The organism is Limnohabitans sp. Rim47, assembly GCF_001517545.1.
GTDB lineage: Bacteria > Pseudomonadota > Gammaproteobacteria > Burkholderiales > Burkholderiaceae_C > Limnohabitans_A.
This window is the reverse complement of the sequence record NZ_FBYA01000002.1, coordinates 476,921-496,912: the sequence shown is the minus strand read 5'-3', so window position 1 is coordinate 496,912 and position 19,992 is coordinate 476,921. Positions and strand designations below refer to the sequence as shown.

Annotated in this window: 17 protein-coding genes; 4 read left to right on the top strand and 13 right to left on the bottom strand. The window is 57.3% G+C overall.

Annotated features, from left to right (window positions below):
* Position 1: 1 nt before the first annotated feature.
* Positions 2-1,549 carry a threonine ammonia-lyase, biosynthetic gene (gene ilvA / locus BN3544_RS07305; RefSeq protein ID WP_019430762.1) on the bottom strand — a complete coding sequence of 516 codons (1,548 nt, stop codon included), beginning with the start codon at positions 1,547-1,549 and terminating at the stop codon, positions 2-4.
* 72 nt (positions 1,550-1,621) lie between these two features.
* Entirely contained in the window at positions 1,622-3,955 is a 2,334-nt protein-coding gene (locus BN3544_RS07300) for a TonB-dependent receptor domain-containing protein (RefSeq protein WP_369814598.1), read from the bottom strand.
* Positions 3,956-4,937: 982 nt separating this feature from the next.
* Between BN3544_RS07300 and BN3544_RS07295 the strand changes: the two genes are divergently transcribed.
* From BN3544_RS07295 to BN3544_RS07285, 3 genes are read left to right on the top strand one after another with little or no spacing between them, the layout of a single operon-like run.
* Positions 4,938-5,390, top strand: coding sequence for an OsmC family protein (locus BN3544_RS07295; RefSeq protein ID WP_026036792.1), 453 nt, complete (start codon positions 4,938-4,940; stop codon positions 5,388-5,390).
* A gap of 19 nt (positions 5,391-5,409) precedes the next feature.
* Positions 5,410-5,712: a hypothetical protein gene (locus BN3544_RS07290; RefSeq protein WP_019430759.1), complete on the top strand. Its 303-nt coding sequence runs from the start codon at positions 5,410-5,412 to the stop codon at positions 5,710-5,712.
* A complete protein-coding gene (locus BN3544_RS07285) occupies positions 5,709-6,212 on the top strand; it encodes a hypothetical protein (RefSeq protein ID WP_019430758.1) in 504 nt (167 codons plus the stop codon). Before BN3544_RS07290 ends, BN3544_RS07285 begins: the two co-directional genes overlap by 4 nt.
* Positions 6,213-6,300: 88 nt before the next feature.
* Here BN3544_RS07285 and coq7 read toward each other — a convergent pair whose 3' ends face one another.
* Positions 6,301-6,927, bottom strand: coding sequence for a 2-polyprenyl-3-methyl-6-methoxy-1,4-benzoquinone monooxygenase (gene coq7, locus BN3544_RS07280; protein WP_019430757.1), 627 nt, complete (start codon positions 6,925-6,927; stop codon positions 6,301-6,303).
* A gap of 143 nt (positions 6,928-7,070) precedes the next feature.
* On the opposite strand from coq7, the gene BN3544_RS07275 reads away from it, so the two are divergent.
* Complete coding sequence (locus BN3544_RS07275; RefSeq protein ID WP_231733915.1) at positions 7,071-8,345, top strand: porin; 1,275 nt, start codon at positions 7,071-7,073, stop codon at positions 8,343-8,345.
* A 557-nt stretch (positions 8,346-8,902) separates the two neighbouring features.
* Here BN3544_RS07275 and BN3544_RS07270 read toward each other — a convergent pair.
* The 10 genes from BN3544_RS07270 to BN3544_RS07225 form a co-directional block, all read right to left on the bottom strand.
* Positions 8,903-9,922, bottom strand: coding sequence for a porin (locus BN3544_RS07270; RefSeq protein ID WP_019429844.1), 1,020 nt, complete (start codon positions 9,920-9,922; stop codon positions 8,903-8,905).
* 53 nt (positions 9,923-9,975) lie between these two features.
* Positions 9,976-11,205, bottom strand: a complete 1,230-nt coding sequence (locus BN3544_RS07265; protein ID WP_019429845.1) for a type II toxin-antitoxin system HipA family toxin — start codon at positions 11,203-11,205, stop codon at positions 9,976-9,978.
* The gene (locus BN3544_RS07260) at positions 11,202-11,537 is read right to left on the bottom strand and encodes a helix-turn-helix transcriptional regulator (RefSeq protein ID WP_019429846.1); all 336 of its coding nucleotides are present in this window, start codon (positions 11,535-11,537) and stop codon (positions 11,202-11,204) included. The genes BN3544_RS07265 and BN3544_RS07260 overlap by 4 nt, the downstream gene beginning before the upstream one ends.
* Before the next feature lie 57 nt (positions 11,538-11,594).
* Complete coding sequence (locus BN3544_RS07255; protein WP_019429847.1) at positions 11,595-12,590, bottom strand: ABC transporter ATP-binding protein; 996 nt, start codon at positions 12,588-12,590, stop codon at positions 11,595-11,597.
* Positions 12,587-13,555, bottom strand: a complete 969-nt coding sequence (locus tag BN3544_RS07250; protein WP_019429848.1) for an ABC transporter ATP-binding protein — start codon at positions 13,553-13,555, stop codon at positions 12,587-12,589. The genes BN3544_RS07255 and BN3544_RS07250 overlap by 4 nt, the downstream gene beginning before the upstream one ends.
* Positions 13,552-14,460 (bottom strand): ABC transporter permease, encoded by a 909-nt coding sequence (locus BN3544_RS07245; RefSeq protein WP_019429849.1) that lies wholly within the window; start codon positions 14,458-14,460, stop codon positions 13,552-13,554. The genes BN3544_RS07250 and BN3544_RS07245 overlap by 4 nt, the downstream gene beginning before the upstream one ends.
* A gap of 3 nt (positions 14,461-14,463) precedes the next feature.
* The gene (locus BN3544_RS07240; protein WP_019429850.1) at positions 14,464-16,017 is read right to left on the bottom strand and encodes an ABC transporter substrate-binding protein; all 1,554 of its coding nucleotides are present in this window, start codon (positions 16,015-16,017) and stop codon (positions 14,464-14,466) included.
* A gap of 62 nt (positions 16,018-16,079) precedes the next feature.
* A complete protein-coding gene (locus BN3544_RS07235) occupies positions 16,080-17,327 on the bottom strand; it encodes a M20 aminoacylase family protein (protein ID WP_019429851.1) in 1,248 nt (415 codons plus the stop codon).
* Between the two features lie 2 nt (positions 17,328-17,329).
* A complete protein-coding gene (locus tag BN3544_RS07230; RefSeq protein ID WP_019429852.1) occupies positions 17,330-18,310 on the bottom strand; it encodes an ABC transporter permease in 981 nt (326 codons plus the stop codon).
* The gene (locus tag BN3544_RS07225) at positions 18,310-19,917 is read right to left on the bottom strand and encodes an ABC transporter substrate-binding protein (RefSeq protein ID WP_019429853.1); all 1,608 of its coding nucleotides are present in this window, start codon (positions 19,915-19,917) and stop codon (positions 18,310-18,312) included. Before BN3544_RS07225 ends, BN3544_RS07230 begins: the two co-directional genes overlap by 1 nt.
* Positions 19,918-19,992: the final 75 nt, after the last annotated feature.

Below are 19,992 nucleotides of genomic sequence, written 5' to 3'. Positions count from 1 at the left end.
TTCAGTTGCGCAAAAACAAGCGATAAACCGGATTATTCGTCTCTTCTGCATACGGATACCCCAATGCTTCCAGAAATTTGGCAAATGCTTTGTCGTCTTTGGGCGGCACCTGCAGGCCGACCAAAATCCGGCCGTAGTCGGCACCCTGGTTGCGGTAGTGGAAAAGGCTGATGTTCCAGCCTGGACGCATCAGGCTCAAAAATTTGAGCAAGGCGCCCGGACGCTCAGGAAACTCAAAGCGCAGCAGGCGCTCGTCTTGTGACATGGCCGAGTGCCCGCCCACCATGTGGCGGATGTGCTCTTTAGCCAGTTCGTCGTGTGTCAGGTCGATGGCCGTGAACTTGTGCTTGTTGAAGTTGGCGGTGATCTTGGTGCTCTCGCCCTTGGCCGAAGTACTCAGGCCCAAAAACACATGGGCTTTGTTCGAATCGCTCATGCGGTAGTTGAACTCGGTCACATTGCGCGGGCCGCCGGGCAGGCTGCCAATCAGTTCCAAAAAGCGCTTGAAGCTGCCGCGCTCTTCGGGGATCGTCACCGCAAAAAGCGCTTCTTTTTCTTCGCCCACGTCGGCGCGTTCGGCCACAAAGCGCAGGCGGTCAAAATTCATGTTGGCACCGCACAAAATGGCGGCATAGGTCTGGCCTTTGGTCTTGTGCGTGGCCACATACTGCTTGATGGCGGCCACGGCCAGCGCGCCTGCAGGCTCCACGATCGAGCGGGTGTCCACAAACACATCCTTGATGGCCGCACACACGGCGTCGGTGTCCACGGTCATGTATTCGTCCACCAGATGGCGTGCGACGCGGAAGGTTTCTTCGCCCACCAACTTGACCGCGGTGCCGTCTGAGAACAAGCCCACATCGGGCAAGGTCACGCGTTTTTTGGCTGCCACAGACTGCATCATCGCGTTCGAATCGTTCATTTGCACGCCGATCACCTTCACCTCGGGGCGGACTGCTTTGATGTAGTTGGCCACGCCCGAGATCAAGCCGCCGCCGCCAATGGCCACAAACACGGCATCGAGTGGGCCTTGGTGTTGACGCAGCATTTCCATGGCAATCGTGCCTTGGCCGGCAATGACATCCGGGTCATCAAAGGGGTGCACAAAGGACAGGCCCTGCTTCTTTTGTAAAGTCAGCGCGTGGTTGTAGGCGTCGGAATAGCTGTCGCCATACAACACCACATCGCCCCCAAAACTCTTGACCGCGTCGACCTTGACCTGCGGCGTGGTGGTCGGCATGACGATCACGGCGCGGGTGCCCAGTTTGCTGGCGCTGAGTGCCACGCCCTGCGCGTGGTTGCCGGCCGAGGCGCAAATCACGCCCTTCTTGAGCTGCTCGGGCGTCAGGTGCGCCATCTTGTTGTAAGCCCCGCGCAGTTTGAAGCTGTGCACGGGTTGCTGGTCTTCGCGCTTCAAAAGCACCTGGTTGCCCAAGCGGCGAGACAAGTTCTTTGCGGGTTCCAGGGCCGACTCGGTGGCCACGTCGTACACGCGGGCGTTGAGGATTTTGATCAGGTAATCGGCAGGGCGGAGTTTGGATGTGGTCATGTCGGCTATGTCACAGGCCCGCGCAAGAGGTGGGCGATGGTTTGATCATAGCGTGCGGGCCTGGCCATCTTTTTAGAACTTGATGTCCATGGCAATACGCAGGGTGCGGCCGTAATAGTTGTCATAGCGCGTGTCAGACAACGTCGAGCTAAGGTAGGGGCTGTTGTAACGAATGGGCGGTGTGCGGTTGGTTAGGTTGGCAATATGCACTCGTATGCTGATGGCAGGTGTCCACCGGTACACCCCGGAGACATCCAGGGTCCAATGATCCGGTACGCGGTGCGTGAATTGGTCGCCTACAAAGTTGCCTTGTGAGTCGATCAAGGCCGGCATGAGCTCATCGTTGCCAGAGTGGTAGTTGACATGCGCCGTGACACTGAAATCCCGGGATTCGAGTGACGTCGTCAGACGCAGCATGTTGCGTGCCACCACCGTGCCTGTCGCAGTATCGTAATTGCCCAGATTGGAGATGGGTGTCTGGCCGGGGTAAGTGCTGCGCTTTGACTTCATGTTGTAAGTGCCTTCCAGTCCGATCCAAAGCCGGCCCATGCTCACAGGCCAGCGGTAGCGCATTTGGTAGTCAACACCTGATTTGCTCATAATGCCCTGGTTAAACGGCTTGAAAAGGTATCGGTTTTTTCCTGCGCTGTTGTAATTGCTGGTGTAGTAAAGCGCTTTTAGCGTCGGGTCGTTCCAGATCTGATCGTCGGTCCAAGTGCCAAAGACATCGCGCACATCCAGTGCCCAATAGTCCAACCCCAAGCTCCACTGTGGTGTTGGTTGATACAGCATGCCCAAGCTCCATTGCCTTGAATTTTCAGGTTTCAGATCTGGGTTGCCGACCGAGTAGTAATCGGTGCTGCTGGTCAAAGCGAAACGGCTGTAATTGCTGGCGCTGGTTTGGGCAAGGGTGGGGGCCCGGAAGCCGGTGCCAGTGCTGATGCGCACATGGGTGTTGTCGGCCACTTCCAGTTTGGCACCCAGCTTACCTGTCAGGACGTTGCCAAAGTCACTGAACTGTTCGGCTCGCAAACTTGAGACGAACTCAAGTCGGTCCCACAAAGGCAGCTGCAGCTCCAGGGCCGCACCACTGTTGTCCCGCTTGAAAGGATAGTCCTTACGGTTCACCGCCAGTTCATTGATCAGTTGCGATTGGGTATTGAACAGCACCGTCCCAAGTTTGATGTCTCCCCACGCGGTTTCGCCCACTGTTCGCGAAGCTTGCAACTGCGTGTCTTGCAAGCGCGTGCGGTATTCCTGTGAGCTTGTGGGCTTTGCAAAGCGAGCTTTTATTTTGGCCCAGGTTGCATCAGAGTAACTGGCGGGGTCTTGCTGGCGCTCTGCGGTGGTCAGGATGGTTCCCCAGTCTGAACCTTGGGTGAAACCGCCCCGGTTGACCGTTTCAAAGTGGTTTTCTGCGCGGGTGTGGCTCGCTGTGAAATACCAGTTGTTCCATTCACCACGAACACCGATCACAGCCCTGTGGTTGTATTGTTTTTCTTTGGCAAAACCCGGGTTGAAATCTTCCGCATCGTAAAGGGTGTTGCCTTGGATGGCGCGTCCGTTGACGATGCGGCGATAGTCACTGAACTGCTGTTGATAACCGATCTCGGAAAAAACAGACAGCGTGGCATCGATGCGCTTTTCAAACGCCATCCACAAAGTGGTGTTGTCATAAGCCGGGTACAGGTAAGTGTCTCGCAACTGGCTGGTCTGGCACTGGTAAGGCGTAGGCCAACTCGTGTCTCTGCGGGTCACGGTGTAATCAAAGCCGGCAGGGCACAACGACGGATGGGTGCTGTTGCTCAGCAGTTGCGCTGGCGCGTTGTGTGGAAACATGTTTTGCGGCACGAAATACACAGGGTTGCCTTGTGCGTCGTGCCCATAAAGCTGTGTGCGAAGGTCTGTGTAAGCGCGGTCACGCATGCGCACCGCGTCACGCTGTTGCGTTTCCAGATGCATGGACAAAGCATACCCATCCAGATCCAGTTTGCCTTTGCCCCAACTGATGCCAGCGCTGTTGCCATCGCCAGCGCCTTGGGTGGTCAGTTTTTCTGCAGTCATGCTGAGTCCGGGGGCTTGCTGCAGCGTGATCAAGTTCACGACTCCGGCAATCGCATCGCTGCCATAGAGGGACGAGGCACCGTCGGTCAAAATCTCGACCCTGTCAATGGCGCGCAGGGGAACCATCGACAAATCAACAGCCGTGCGGTCCACCTGAGGGCGTTGTTTGGCAAAAGAAGGTGATCTGCGCCCGTTGATCAAGACCAATGTGCCCGCTTCATAGCCATGAATGGCTGCCGACCGGTAGCCTCCCTCGCCCTTGATGTTGGTGCCGCCTGATTCGGTGTATGAATGCATCGATGAAAGGCTTTGAATCAGCTCGGGCACCGACTGAACGCCCATACGTTCGATTTCTTTACGGTCAATGACGCGCACCGGCAATGCTTCGCGGTCACGTGGATGGACCACGCTGGAGCCTGTGATCTCTACCCGCTCGAATTGGCGGTATTCAGGTGCTTTGTCCACGATGTTGACTTGGTATTCAGCCCAAGTCGTTAGCGGCAGCAACCCAAGACCCCAGGCGGCACAACATGCCAGTAACGAACGGCATCCCAGTTTTAAGTGGGGGATAACGTTTGGGAGCACAGCAGAATGGAAACGCATGATCCGCCCTTTCTGTCATTTTTGAGGTATGACAAACAAAGCCAAGAGATGTGAAATTAAACCATCAATGCTATTAAAGTATTCAAAAATTGATTTTTAAGACAAAAAAATGCCCCGAACCTTGCGGATCGGGGCAAATCCACCTTTTCAGAGGGTGGAGGAGACAACTGGCGCGTACAAAAAAGCACGCTTGTTCGTAATTGTACGGGTGTTTTTGTTGCGATGCAGCATACGCAGGCTCACAAAATGTAAAAAATCGTCAAATGTTTGAGTGCGATTGGTGGCATCAGTCAGCACCGATTTGATCGGGGGTCATGCAGCCCCACTCTTCACCCCCGGCTCGACCGGGGGTCTATGCAGCCCCACCCGTCACCCCCGGCTCGACCGGGGGTCTATGCAGCCCTACCCGTCACCCCCGGCTCGAAGGGGGTCTATGCCTTTGGCGGTTATGGATACCCGGTCAAGCCGGGTATGACAAAGTTATGAGCCGGGTATGACAAAGTTATGAGTCGGGCAGGACAAAGTTATGAGGCGGGCAGGACAAAGTTATGAGGCGGGCCGGACAATGTTGTGAGTTGGGTAAGATAAATTTACGCGCTCGGTACAGCAAATTTTCCCTTAGGTAATCGCGTAGTCAGGCCATTTCAGCAACTGCGCTTGGGTACCATAGGCTCACAAATCACCTGGTTCACAGGTCATGCCACTCACCAAGGAAATGAACATGGAATGCACAGTCACCTGGACCGGCGCTGCCGGCACCCGCTCAGGCATGGGCTTTTTGGCTGAAACCGGCTCGGGCCACGTGGTGGCCATGGATGGCGCACCCGATGCGGCCAAGCCTGAAAACGGCGGACAAAACCTGGCACCTCGCCCCATGGAAATGCTGTTGGCAGGTACTGGCGGTTGTACCGCTTACGATGTGGTGCTCATCTTGAAGCGAGGTCGCCATGACGTGCGCGGCTGCAGCGTCAAAATCAGCAGCGAACGTGCCGAGGTGGACCCCAAAGTCTTCACCCGCATCAATATGCACTTCACCGTCACCGCCAAGGGCGTGCCCGCCAGCGCGATTGAGCGGGCCATTGCCATGAGCCACGACAAATACTGCTCGGCCAGCATCATGCTGGGTAAAACCGCAGAGATCACCACCAGCTTTGAGGTGGTGGAAGCGGCTTGAATCCAGTATCCTCAAAAGTATGAGACTTTCCCCCCAATCACGAGCCATCATTCAACAGGCTGTCGCGCTTCGCTGGGGCGACTTGGCTGTGGTGCGTTTGTTTGGCTCTCGATTGGATGACTCGGCAAAGGGGGGGGACATCGACTTGCACATACAAGTTCAAGGTAAAGTCAACAACCCATTATGGGAAGCCTCATTGCTGGCTGCGCAACTGCAGAGGCAGCTTGATGGACGCAAAGTGGATGTCCGCTTATTGGACGCAACGCAGAATATTTTGTCCGTTGATACGGTGGCACTTTCAGAAGGCGTTTTGCTGACATGACCCCCAATTCACAAAGCTTGAAAGACAAACTCTCCCCAGGCGAGCGTCAACGCTTGTCTGGCCTGCTCAAAACAGCACAGGCTGAATTGCTCCACTTGCAGCAAACTGATCAGCGGCTATTTGGCAGACCCTTCAGTCCTGAAGGCTTGGTGAGCCACTTGGAAGACATCGATTTTTCTGAGCGGGTTGACGCTTTTGTGGCTCGTTTCGGCCGGCTACAAGATTTACTGGGGGATAAGCTGCTGCCTGCATGGCTCAGAACCATGGAGGAAGGCGTTGGCGCAGTGCTGGAGAATCTGGACCGAGCTGAAAGGCTCGGGCTGATCGATGGTGCCGATGATTGGTTGGCCGTGCGTAAGTTGCGCAATGTGATGGTGCACGAATATATCGATCGTGCCGAAACCCTGCACATGGCCCTTTACGCAGCACATGCCCATGTGGGCATGCTGGCGCAGACCGTGGAAAGATTCAAACTGCGCACCCAAAATCTACTGGCCTGACGGGTAACAATGCAAACGGTCGTTCCCGGCCAGCAGCGATGCTGGAGTGACCGTGACGCAACTCAAGATGTTCGCCAGAGTTTGGCCGTCAAACCCGATGCGCCACCGTGGTCATCACTTTGGCCGCCAGCGCCATCACTGATTTGACCGGGCCGGGCAGTTCAGCCGCCCCAGCCTTCATGGCCATTTGGGCGTGGGCGATTTCGTCGGCCTTCATTTGCACCACGATGGCACGCGATGCGCTGTCGGCAGCAGGCAGCAAATCCATGTGACTTTGCAGGTGAGCTTCGACCTGCCGCTCGGTCTCGACCACAAAGCCCAGACTCACCTTGTCGCCGCCCAGCTTGCCTGCGGCGTACCCAATGGCAAAGGCACCGGCATACCAAAGCGGGTTGAGCAGCGAGGGGCGGCCCTTCAACTCAGTCAGTCGCTGCTGCGTCCATGCCAGGTGATCGGTTTCTTCGCGGCTCGCTTCGACCAACTGGGCCCGCAAGTCTAGGTTTTGACAGGCTAGCGTTTGTCCGGTGTAAAGCGCCTGAGCGCATACCTCGCCGACATGGTTCACGCGCATCAGCGCGGCAGACTCGCGGCGCTCGGCATCGGTCAGCTCCAGCTCGGAGGTGGCGGCCATTGGGGTAGGGCGGCTGGCGCGAGGTTCGGCCCACAGAGTGCGCAAAGCGCTGTCAGCGGCCAGTATCAAAGCGTGGGTGTTCATAGGGGCTAGCTTAGCAAATAGCGCCCAAACCGTGCGCTGTGGGATTGTGTTGGCTACTTTGCGGCTTCATGCAAAGGCTGTTATTTCTCAACCGATACTTTTGACAGTCGCTGGAAGTTATTGAATTCATTGATAAAAATAGAGTGAAAGTGATTCAAATAAAGGCCGTCACTCTTGGTTTGTTGCAGGGATGCAACGAAAAAGCCCTTTATTCTTTGAAATTCTTGGAAAAGACGCGCAGCTCTGGTCGAATACACACAACCTTCCGAATTTGGAGGTTGGCTAAGCGTTCAGACAGGTGGTTTTCACCTGGCGGATTCAAGGCTCTTTTTAAAACTTTGGAGAAACTCTCAATGAAAAAAACTCTGATTGCTCTGGCTACATTGGCAGCCGTTTCGGGCACCGCTTTCGCTCAATCTTCGGTGTCTTTGACCGGTAAGCTGCGTTTTGCTTACGGCGAAGCCAAAACTGCTGCTGGCGCTAAAACAACTGGTATCGGCGTTACCGACGGTGACTGGAACATCGCTGCTGTGGAAGACTTGGGCGGTGGCTTGAAGGCCGGCGCTAACATGGCTCTGCGCTTGCGCGGCCGTGACGCTGCCAACGACACTTTGGCTGGTGGTGCTTTGACTGACGGCAATGGCGCACGCCCACGTGACTCGAGCATGTACGTGACTGGCGATTTCGGTACTGTGACTATTGGTGCCATTGAAGCCGGCAACGGCATCTTGGGTTTGGTCACTGCTGGCGGCCCAACTTACATCGGCTTGGATAACGGCGCTCAATTGGCCGCTGCTTCCAACGTTGATTTGTTGTCTTACCGCACTCCAACTATGAGCGGTTTCTCCGCTGTTGCCATGATGATCGATGCTGTTGGCGGTGGCGGTGCTGAAGCTGCTTCTAAGCAAGCTAATGCAACATTGGTTGGCTTCAACTATGCAAATGGCCCACTGTCATTGGCTTTGGACTTGACCAACTACAGTGCAAACGCTTACTCAGTTGCTAACGGCATTGCAATGTACGCACCTACAGGAACGTCTGCCGCAGCAACTGCTGCGGTGCAAGCTGCTATTACTGCAGGTGGCGTTCCTGATAGCCGTACTCGCATGAGCGCTAACTACAACCTGGGCGTTGCCATTGTGGGCGCTGGTTACCAGACTGCCAAGAACGCTGCTGGTATCAAGAAAAATGAAACCGCTGTTAGCGTGTCTGCTCCATTTGGCGCCTTCAACGTTGGCGCTGTGTACGCTACCAGCAAGACTGACGGCGTCGATGGCAACAACACAGGTTACGACTTGTCTGCCCAGTACAACCTGAGCAAGCGCACTTACGTGGCGTTGCAAACTCAGTCCACCAAAACTGTTGGTGTTGCTGGTACTGCTACCAACACACGCGTTCAGTTGGCTCACTCTTTCTAATCCCCCGCTGGCGCAAGCCAGCTGAGGTTTAAAAGACTAAAAACCCACCGTGGCAACACGGGGGGTTTTTTTACGCCTGCTCGCTGTGCGTTGCAGTCAGCAAACAACGGCACGCAAAGTTGGCATGCTCTCAATAAAGGTGGCATGCCCTCAAATCTATAAACACTTTTTATCTGATCAGCACAAAGCCGTCTGCTGTGCCGATTGCATCCAGACAGCCGGGCGTTCAATGGGTAAGCGTGCCGAGCTCTAAAGCTGGCAAGCGCCGGAAGTGGCGTGCACCGCCAACGTGCGATGGGAAGTTGCAAACATCATTGTCTCGAAGGCTCAACGGTAGCCCCGCCTCCCGGACCTGCCCGGAACAGGCCTCTAACCGACGATTAAATCGGACTAAGGAACCGTAGCGGCTGCACCAACACTGTGCAGCACCAGTGTTTTCCCTTGAGTGCGTTGTTTGCTGACTGCAACGCACAGCGAGCAGGCAAGAAAAAACCCACCGTGTTGCCACGGTGGGTTTTTAGTCTTTTAAACCTCAGCTGGCTTACGCCAGCGTGGGATTAGAAGGAGTGCAACAAGCGAGCACGCAGCAATGTGTCAGCAGCTGCGCCAGTCTTCTTCCAAGAAGCACGAGCAACTTGCAAGCTTGTGCGCTGACTGAAAGCGTAGTTCACGCCGAATTCATTGCCAGTTGTCTTGGTAGTAGCGCCGTCATCCTTGCTGGAAGCGTACACAGCACCAACAGTGAACGCACCCAAAGGAGCGCTCACGCCGTATGTCATTTGCTTGTTGTCTTTGTTAGCAGCAGTCACATAGGACTTGACTTGGTAACCCAAGCCAACAGTTGCCACGCCCAAGTTGTAGCTGGCGCTGACGCGAGTGCGGTTGTCAACAGCTTTGACGGCTGCAGTTGCAGCTGCAACAACAGTCGCGCCGGAAGGCAACGTGTCTGTAGCAGCGTAAGCAGTCAGAGTTTGGCTAGCAGAAGGCAGGTAGGTACCACCAACAGCAGCAGCATCAGCGTACTTGCTGTAGTCAGAGAAGTCAGCCGACAGGTTCAATGCACCAGCTGTGTAACCAACAGCAAACACAGAGATATTGCCTTTTGTACGTGCAACATCACCCACGCCGTCGATCACGGAAGCCTTCAAAGTCAAACCAGTTGCCAATGTTGGCAGTGTGTAAGACACGATGTCAACGTTAACAGCACCGTCCAACACTTTGCCGTCCAAACCAATCACGGGGGCACCAGCTTGACCCAAGCCCATGATGCCGTTACCAGCTTCGATGGCACCAGCAGTGATGGAGCCGAATGCGCCGGACAAGCCGATGGTTGCATCGCGACCGTCAACAACGGAAGCTTGTGCACCGCGACCGCGCAGTTTCAAAGCCAAAGAAGCATTGGCTTTCAAGCCACCGCCCAAGTCTTCAACAGCTGCAGCAACCAAGTCGCCGTCAGTTGCTTGGAAACCGGCTGTTTTCACGCCAGCTGCAGTTTTTGCATCTGTATATGCATAGCCAAACTTACCGGTCAAAGACACCGAAGATTGAGCGAAAGCGGTGCCCGAAACGGCTGCCAATGTAGCCAGAGCAATCAATCAACGCCAGAAGGCCGATCTCTGGTGAGATGAACCTATTTTCCCAATGCCTCGCGTTGACGGATGATGACCTGGTGCATTTTCTGGCGTGTTGCTCGCCGGATGTCAAAGGATTCGACAAGTGCAGGCCACTGGTCAACCACTTCGAGCATGGCATCCAGCCTTTGCGCTGCCCACCTTGCATCAAGCCCGCCTTGCTGCGCCAGTTGTGTCAAATGGCTGCGCTCAATGTGCCGCCCTTCGCCGCAAACATCCATCTGGTGCACCCCGCCGGGACCTTCGCAGTACGTGAGGTCAAAACACGGGGCCATCTTCCAGTGTCGTTGCGCATCCATGCGATAAGCCAGGTTTTTGGCATGGTCATCCCGGTTGTGAAACAGCACATTGAAGACCGCACGCTCAAACGCTTTTTGCACCTCGCGCTCATCGCGCGTGATCATGCGTGTCGCGCGCAGAAAAGTGGTGTAGTCCACTGCCGACGGAATTCTGAAGTCCGCGTGCAGAAAACCGGCCAGTGAATGGATGGGGACACGCAACCCCTGCGCCAGATCGAAGCGTTCAATGCCCAGTGCGGCTTGTTGTGGGCTCAAATCGAACACCCGTGTGGTGGGCACATCCAGACCACATGCGCTGGCCAGCTGCGCATAAAACGCCTCGATGGCACACACCTCTTTGTGCTCACCCAAGGCCTGGAATTTGACCAACCAGCCTGACCCCGATGGCATGGCTGTCGTGCTGATACGCGCCGTCGCCGGATCGTAGAACACCAAAACTTTGGGCCTGGCCCCCTGCGGAGAGCCGCCCAGCATGGCCAGTTTTTGAAGGGTTTGAGTGTCCTCACCTTGCAAAACCAGCGCTGTTTCGTTAGCCAAGGCGACAAGATCCACCGCCTCGGGCATGACATCACCTTGTGAATCAGGCTCATACGTGAGCGCGCCCAGTCCACGATGACCGATGAAGCTCAAGCGGTCCAGCGGTGAACACTGTTCTGGCCGAAGCCCTTGTTTTCTGAAGAGCCTGTCCATGAGCAGCATGCCCCAGCCATCGGGCAAGGAGTCTGCAAACAGGCCTGGCAAGCGCCAAAAATGCCTCGGGAAATTGCCCATGGCCTGTTTTTGCAACGGCAAATGCCTTGGCGACAAATCAAGTCCTTCGACCAAGGCTTGAGCCGAATACTCAAAAAGCAGATGCTGCCCATCGTCGGCCAGCGTGCCCAAAAGCCAGTTTTCGCCCCAGCCTTCATAACGGACTTGTACTTTTTTCACGGCGTTGCCTTCCGAATGCGGCGCGTGCGAGAGACACGCTGGCGAGCCGGTTTTTGTTGCTGCGCCATGTCCGCAATGGACGCGACAACGGGTTTGAACAAGGGCTGCAATTGCCCCTCTTGACCGAGACACTGGACCAGTTTGATCCAGGCGATGACCGAAGCTTTGCCCGTGTTTTCGAGCGTGTTGAGCGTGCTGCGAGACACGCCCATGCGCTCGGCCATGTCGGCTTGGGCAATCTCTTTTTGAATACGCAAGCGTTTCAATCGCTGCGCCAAGGCCAGTGATATCTCTTCGGCCGAAGAGAAGTTAAAGTCTAAAAATTCCGTCATTGTTCGATTTTATTCGAACAATGATGGATATTTCAATCTTTAAATAACCCTGTGGCATCAGATCACCGCGTGACAAGCGATCTTGATGCCTTTGAAATCCCGCAGTGGCGGGCGCTCGGCACGGCAGATGTCGGTGGCCTGCGGGCAGCGGGGGTGAAAAGTGCAGCCGCTGGGTGGGTTCAGCGGGTTGGGCACTTCGCCTTGCACGGGGGTGCGGGCGCGGCCGGTGTCGTGCATTTTGGGAATCGCGTCCAAGAGCATCTTGGTATATGGGTGCTGCGGGTTGCCAAACAGGGTGTGCTTGTCGGCCAGCTCAACCAGTCGGCCCAAATACATCACGCCCACTTGGTCGCTCACATGGCGCACCACAGCCAGGTTGTGGCTGATGAACAAATACGTCAGGCCCCGCTCGCGTTGCAGGTCTTTCATGATGTTGAGCACTTGCGCTTGCACGCTCACATCCAGCGCCGAGGTCGGCTCGTCACAGACCAAAAACTCGGGTGCGGTGGCCAAAGCGCGGGCGATCGAGATGCGCTGGCGTTGCCCACCCGAAAACTGGTGCGGGTACTTGACCATATCCAGCGGCGACAAGCCTACCGACTGCAGCAACTCGGCCACGCGGGCCTTGAGCTCATTGGCATCGCTGATCAGGCCGTGCTCTTTGAGCGGCTCGCCAATGATGTTGTCCACTGTCCAACGTGGGTTCAGGCTGGCATAGGGGTCTTGAAAAATCATCTGAATGCGCTGGCGCATTTTTTGAGAATCAGACGACTTGAACGCCGCGTGCGCGTCTTGCCCGTCGAAGGTCAGGCCGCCGCGAGTGGGTTCGTACAAGCCCACCAGCAAGCGGGCCACGGTGCTTTTGCCGCAGCCGGATTCGCCCACCAAGGCCAGTGTTTTGCCGCGTTCGATCTCGAAGCTCACGCCGTCTACGGCGTTGAGCATCTGGCGTGGTTTGCGCTCGATCACACGGTTGAGCCAAGGCGCCGACACGTCGAAGGTTTTGGCCAGGTCGTGCGCGACGACGAGTGGCTGAGGTTTTGTACCGCTCATGCTGCGCTCCCGTCGTGCAGCCAGCAGGCGGCGCGGTTGACGCCGGTGTTGACCAACTCGGGCCGGTCTTGGCGGCAGCGGTCAAAGGCTTTGGGGCAGCGTGGGTTGAAGGCGCAGCCTTGCGGGATGGCGTTCAGGCGCGGCATGGCCCCGTCGATCTGGTTGAGCCGTTCACGGTCACTGTCCATGTCGGGGATCGAGGCCATCAGGCCTGCGGTGTAAGGGTGGGCCGGGTGGTTGATGACTTGGTGCACCGGGCCGATTTCGGCCACACGCCCGGCGTACAACACGGCCACACGGTCACAGGTTTCGGCGATCACGCCCATGTCGTGCGTGATCAGCATGACCGCAGCGCCACGGTCTTTGCAGACCTTTTTGAGCAAGCTGATGATCTGCGCCTGAATGGACACATCCAGCGCCGTGGTGGGCTCGTCGGCCACGATCAACTGAGGCTCGGCGGCCAAGGCCAGTGCGATCACCACGCGCTGACGCATGCCGCCAGAAAACTGGTGTGGGTAGTGGTCGATGCGCTCTTCGGCGGCAGAAATGCCGGTGTCTTTGAGCAACTGAACAGCGCGTTGGCGGGCCTCTTGGGGCGTCACTGGCAGGTGGGCCAGGATCGTCTCGGTCAGCTGCCGACCGATGGTGTACAGCGGGTTGAGCGAGGTCAATGGGTCCTGAAAAATGGCTCCGATCTTGCGGCCTCGAATGTGGCGCATCTGGTCGGCGTTCAGGTGGTCTATGCGTTGACCTTCCAGCAAAATCTGTCCGCTTGCCACACGGCCCGGTGGCTCCAGCAGGCCAATGATGGCGGCCCCAGTCAGTGACTTTCCGGCACCCGATTCGCCCACCACCCCCAAGATTTCGCCGGGTGCGATGTCGAAAGAAATATCGTCCAGCGCACGCAGCGTGCCGTGGCGGCTGGGGAATTCCACCACCAGGTTTTTGACTTGTAAAAGACTCATCGCAATCTCGGGTTCAGCGCGTCGCGCAACCAGTCACCCAGCAAATTGACCGACAGGGCGATCAGCACCAGCATCAGCCCCGGAAAAATCGTGATCCACCATTCGCCCGAGAACAAATAGTCGTTGCCCACGCGAATCAGCGTGCCCAGCGAGGGCGATGTGGGCGGCGCACCCACGCCCAAAAACGACAACGTGGCCTCGGTGATGATGGCCGTGGCCACCTGGATGGTGGCCAGCACCATGACAGGGCCCATGACGTTGGGCAGCACATGCTTGAACATGATGCGCAATGGGGCCACGCCCGTCACCCGGGCAGCCTGCACGTATTCCTTGTTGCGCTCGACCAGGGTGGTGCCGCGCACGGTGCGGGCGTATTGCACCCAGCCCGTGAGAGAGATCGAGATGATCAGCACGCCGAATGCCAAGGATTCGTGCGCGTCAGGAAACAAGGCACGCCCCACGCCCGCGATCAACAAGGCCACCAAAATGGCGGGGAACGACAGCATCACATCGCAAAGACGCATCAGCAAAGCGTCGACCCAACCACCGCGAAAGCCCGCCAACAAGCCCATGCCCACACCCACTACCACCGACAGAATCACAGAAGCGATGCCCACCACCAGTGAGATGCGCGAGCCGTAGATGAGTGCCGACAAGATGTCTCGCCCCTGGTCATCGGTGCCGAGCAAAAATTTGCTGCTGCCGCCCTCCAGCCATGCGGGCGGCAAGCGGGCGTCGCTCAGCTCCAGGGTGGCCAGATCAAACGGGTTGGTGGGCGAGACCCAGCCGGCAAAGACCGAACAAAAAAGGCAAACAAAGGCGATGCCAGCCGCCACCATCGCCGTGGGTGATTGGCGAAAGCTGTAACCGATGTCGCTGTTCAGCCAGCGCTGCAATGCGTTCATGGCTTATTTGACTGTGATGGACTTGAAAGGCATGTAGTTGTCACCGCGTTGCACCAGCGAGACCTTTTTGCTGGTGCCCCACGCCAAAGCCTGTTGGTGCAAAGGCAGATGACCGATGTCGGCGCTGTGCAGCTCGAACACTTCGCGGATCATGGCGTTGCGCTTGGTCTGATCGGTCTCGCTTTGGATCTTGACGGTCAGTTCATCGACCTTGGGGTTGCAATAAGCACCCAGGTTGAACTGGCCTGTGCCTTTGTCGTCCACACAACGCATGAGTGCATTCAGGGCGTTGTGCGCGTCGTAGGTGCTGGGCGTCCAGCCCAACAAATAGAAGCTGGTGTCGCGGCGCAAGATTTTGGGGAAATAAGTGCCCTTGGTTTCGGCCTTCAGATTGATCTTGATGCCGACACGTGCCAAATTGGCGGCCACGGCTTCGCAGATCTGGCCGTCGTTCACATAGCGGTCGTTGGGGCAGTTCATGTCCACCGAAAAGCCTGTGGCGTAACCGGCTTCGGCCAGCAATTTTTTAGACGCTTCGGGGTCAAAGGGGAGGCGCTTGTTCAGCTCGGGGTTGTAGCCGTTGATGCCGGGGCCCACCATCAAGGCGGAGTTGTTGGAGGCACCGCGCATCACGGTGCGCTTGATGCCTTCCATGTCAATGGCCTGGTAAAAAGCCTGGCGCACGCGCTTGTCCTTGAAGGGGTTTTTGCCCTTCACGCTGGAATACAGCAACTCATCGCGCTTTTGGTCCATGCCCAAAAAGATGGTGCGCAGTTCAGGGCCGACCAAGGCGCGGGTGTTGGCACCCGCGTTGATGCGGGGCACGTCTTGCACGGGCACGGGTTCCATGATGTCGATCTCGCCCGACAGCAACGCCGCCACTCGGGTCGGGTCATTGGCGATGACAGAAAAGATCACTTCGTCCACGTTGCCATCGATCTTGCCCCAGTAGTTGCCGTTGCGCACAAAGGTGGTGCGCACGTTGGGCTGACGCTCACGCAGACGGTAAGGGCCTGTGCCGTTGGCACGGAAAGAGGCCGCGTTTTCGATGCCCTTGCGACGGTCCACCGGGCGGGTGGCCTGGTTTTCCTCACACCACTTCTTGCTCATGATGTACACGGTCGACAAGACGTTGGGCAGGATCGGAAACGGTGCCTTGGTTTCGATCTCGATGGTGTGGCTGCCCAACTTGCGCACTTCCTTGATGTCGTTGGTGTTGCTGCGCATGTCAGAGCCTTCGCCTGCGGCACGGTTCAGCGAGAACACCACATCGTCGGCGGTGAAAGGCGTGTCGTCATGAAAGCGCACGTTCTTGCGCAATTCGAAACGCCACACGGTGGGCGCAGTTTGCTTCCAAGAAGCCGCCAGACCCGGCTCAAACGTCAGGTCTTTGCTCACACCCACCAGCGACTCGTACACGTTGTTGGTCACGCTCAGCTGCAACGATTCGTTGAGCGAGTGCGGGTCCATCGACAAGGCGTCACCCTGGTTGGCAATGCGCACAGTGGCGGCTTGTGCCACGCCCAGTGACATGGCTGACACCAAGGCAGCGGCCATCAAAGAACGAGAGAGTTTGGAAGTGCGCATGAAAGACTCCTGGGGTTGAATGTGATCGGGTGTCAAGGCTGAATGGCTTTGTCCAAAGGCAGGGCCTGCTCGACCAAACTGGCATGCAGTGCAGCGCCTAAGGGCAAAATTTCGTCGTTGAAGTCGTAGCGGCTGTTGTGCAACGGGTGCGGGCCGGGGCCATGCGGCAAGCCTTGCCCTATGCGAATGTAAGCACCGGGTTTGGCTTGCAGCATGAAAGAAAAATCTTCACCGCCCATGCTGGGCAGCATGTTGCGCCAGACCTTGTCTTCGCCCACCAGGCTGGCAGCCACATCGCAGGCAAATTGCGCTTCGGGCAAGGTGTTCACCGTGGCGGGGTACACGCGCTCGTAGGTCAATTCGGCCGAGGCACCAAAGCCCTGGGCAATGCCGGTGCACAAAGAACGCAAGCGGTCTTCGATCAGGTCTTGCACGCTTTCGCTGTAGGTGCGCACCGTGCCGACCAAAGTCACCTCACCGGGAATCACGCTCATGGCACCGGGGTTGCCGCCTTGCATCGAGCAGATGCTGACCACCGCTTGGTCAAATGCCGAAAGGTTGCGCGACACCACGCTTTGCGCAGCGGTGATGATGTGGCCCGCCACCAGCACCGGGTCCACGCCTTGGTGCGGGCGAGCGCCGTGGCCCCCTTTGCCGCGAATCAAGATCTCGATCCTGTCGACCGCCGCCTGCATGGGGCCGGGCGTGATGCCAATCACCCCCAAAGGGGTTTCGGGCGAGTTGTGTTGGGCGTAGACCTGTTCGCACGGAAAGCGCTCAAACAAGCCGTCTTGCATCATGGCGCGGGCACCGGCATAGCCTTCTTCGCCGGGTTGAAAAATCAGCACGGCCGTGCCATCAAAGCGGCGGGTTTCGGCCAGATAGCGTGCCGCCCCCATCAGCATGGCGGTGTGGCCGTCGTGTCCACAACCGTGCATCAGGCCGGGCGTGGATGATTTCCAGGTGCACTCGTTGAACTCGGTCAGGGGCAGGGCATCCATGTCGGCACGCAAGCCCACCATGCGACCCAGGTTGCTGGCCGAGCGGCCTTGGCCGTGCACCAAAGCCACCACGCCGGTTTTTCCGATGCCGGTGTGGATGCTGTCCACGCCGCAAACCTTGAGCATTTCGGCCACGCGGGCCGAGGTGTAGACCTCTTCAAAGCCCAGTTCAGGATGGGCATGCAGGTCGCGCCGAAAAGCCGTGAGCTCGGGGTGGAACTGGGCGATGCGCGCAAACGCAGCGCCACGCCCCAGAACCGATTGCAAAGAAGCGCCCATGTTCAGTGTCCCCCCGGCTTGCCCACGCGCAGGCGCGGGTCGACCACAAAATAAAGCAAATCAACCACCAGGTTGATGAGCACAAAGATCAGGGCAATCAGGCACAAATAAGCCGCCATGACCGGGATGTCGGCAAAGGTCACCGCTTGAATGAACAGCAGGCCCATGCCGGGCCACTGAAAAACCGTCTCGGTGATGATGGCAAACGCGATCAAACCACCCAGCTGCAAGCCCGTGATGGTGAGCACCGGCACCAAGGTGTTTTTGAGCGCATGGCCAAAGTGAATGGCACGATTGGACAAGCCCCGAGCGCGGGCAAATTTGATGTAGTCGGTGCGCAGCACCTCCAGCATCTCGGCGCGCACCAAACGCATGATCAAGGTCAGCTGAAAAATCGCCAGCGTGACCGCGGGCAGCACGATGTGGTGCCAGCCCTTGGCCGTCATCAAGCCACTCGACCACCAGCCCATTTGCACCACTTCGCCACGGCCAAAGCTGGGGAACCAGCCCAGCATCACAGCAAACACCAAGATCAGCAAGATGCCAATCAGGAAGGTGGGCAGCGACACCCCAAGCAACGACACGGTCATGATGAGTTGGCTGATCCAGGTGCCACGGCGCAGCGCCGCATAAACCCCCATGGGCACCCCGATGGCCAATGCCAAGGTGGCGGCCACCAGCGCCAGTTCTAGCGTGGCGGGCAAGCGCTCGGCGATCAGGCGCGAGACCTTGGCGCCTTGGCGCAAGCTGAGTCCAAACTCGCCTTGCACTGCGTTGGACAAGAAGTGCCAGAACTGCACAAAGAAAGGCTGATCAAGGCCCAAGCCTTGCCGCAACTCCTTGATTTGATCGGGTGTGGCGTCTTGCCCCAGCAAAAACACCACCGGGTCACCGACATACTGGAACAGCAAAAACGCGATGAAAGCGACCGTGACCATGACGACCACGGCCTGAATCAGCCGCTGCAAAATAAAGGCCAGCATCAATTGACCTTGATCAGTGTCCAATCGAGGCGGTTGTCAGCGCGGTGCACCACGTCGACGTTTTTCTTCATGGCCCAGGGGATGACCTGGTTGTGCAGCGGGATGTGCGCCACGGTGTCGTTTTGCAATTGCAGGCCTTCGGTCAGCAGGCGGTTGCGCACGGGCAAATCGGTCTCGGTCTTGATGCGGTCCACCACATAGTCCATGCGCTGGTTGCTGTAGCGCCCTACGTTGTAGTTGCCATCGCCACCCGCACCCACCGTGCGCACCAAGGATTGCAGGCTGTACAAACCGTCAAAGGTGGGCACACCCCAGCCGAGCATGTAAATGCTGGCTTCGTAGCGCTGGATCATGGGGAAGTAAGTTACCAATGGCATGGTGCGCAGCTTGGCTTTCACCCCCACCTTGGCCCACATGGCGGTGATGGCCTGGCAAATTTCTTCGTCGTTGATGTAACGGTTGTTGGGGCAGGCAAAGTCCACTTCAAAACCTTGCGGATAACCCGCTTCGGTCAGCAGCTTTTTGGCATCGTCTTGCGAATAAGGAAAGCGCTTGTGCACGGCTTCTGTCCAGCCATTGACCTGGGGCGACACCAACGCCCCCGTGGTTTGCGACAAGCCACGCATGGTCACGCGGTGAATCGTTTCGATGTCGATCGCTTGGTAAAGCGCTTTGCGCACCTTCACATCCTTGAGCGGGTTTTTGCCCTTAACGTTGGAGCCAGGCAGTTCGGCCCGGTTTTGGTCCATGCCCAAAAAGATGGTGCGGTTTTCCACCCCGTCGATCACTTTCAGGTTGGCGTTGCTGCGCATGCGGCCCAGGTCTTGCGGGCTGGGGTCGAGCACAAAATCAATTTCGCCGGACAACAAGGCCGCAGCGCGTGTGGCTTCGTTCTTGATGGGGGTGTAAATGATCTCAGTCACGTTGGTGGGGACCTCGGCCCAGCCCCACCAGTTGGGGTTTTTGACCAGCACCAGCTTTTGATCGGGCTGCCATTCTTTGACCATGTAAGCGCCACTGCCCATGGCGTTGCGGTGGGCAAAGTTTTCGTCTTTGGACTTGGAATCTTTGGGTTCTACCGACTTGTTCTTTTCGGCCCAGGCTTTGCTCATGATGCGCAGCTCGGTCAGCTGGTTCAGCAGCACCGGGTTGGGGCCACTCAAAATGATGTCCACTGTGTTGGCATCGACCTTGACGATGCGGCTAAAGCCTTGGGTGTACACGTTGAAGTTGGAGGTCTTGGCGCGGGCGCGATCCAGAGAAAAAACCACATCGTCGGCCGTCAAGGCCGAACCATCGCTGAACTTCACGCCCTTGCGCAAATTGAAGCGGTACTGGGTGCCCGAGATTTCTTTCCAGGAGCTGGCCAGCTTGGGCTCGATCTTGAAGGTGTTGCTGTTGTAGTAGACCAGCGAGTCAAAAATCGCCGCATGCACGCCATTGCCCAAGGCGTTGTTTTGCGAGTGGATGTCGAGTGTGGGAATGTCACTGGCGCTGGACCATTTGAAAGGCTTGGCCTGCACGGCGGCAGCGCCCATCAAGCCAGCCAAACCCAAAGACAGCACCAATGTGGTGGTGCGGACAGACAAACTTGCGGCATTTTTCATCAAAGTCACCTTGATCCTGGAATGAAAGATTCAGAGATGAATAATATGCAACATTCAGGCCCGCATCAGGGAGAG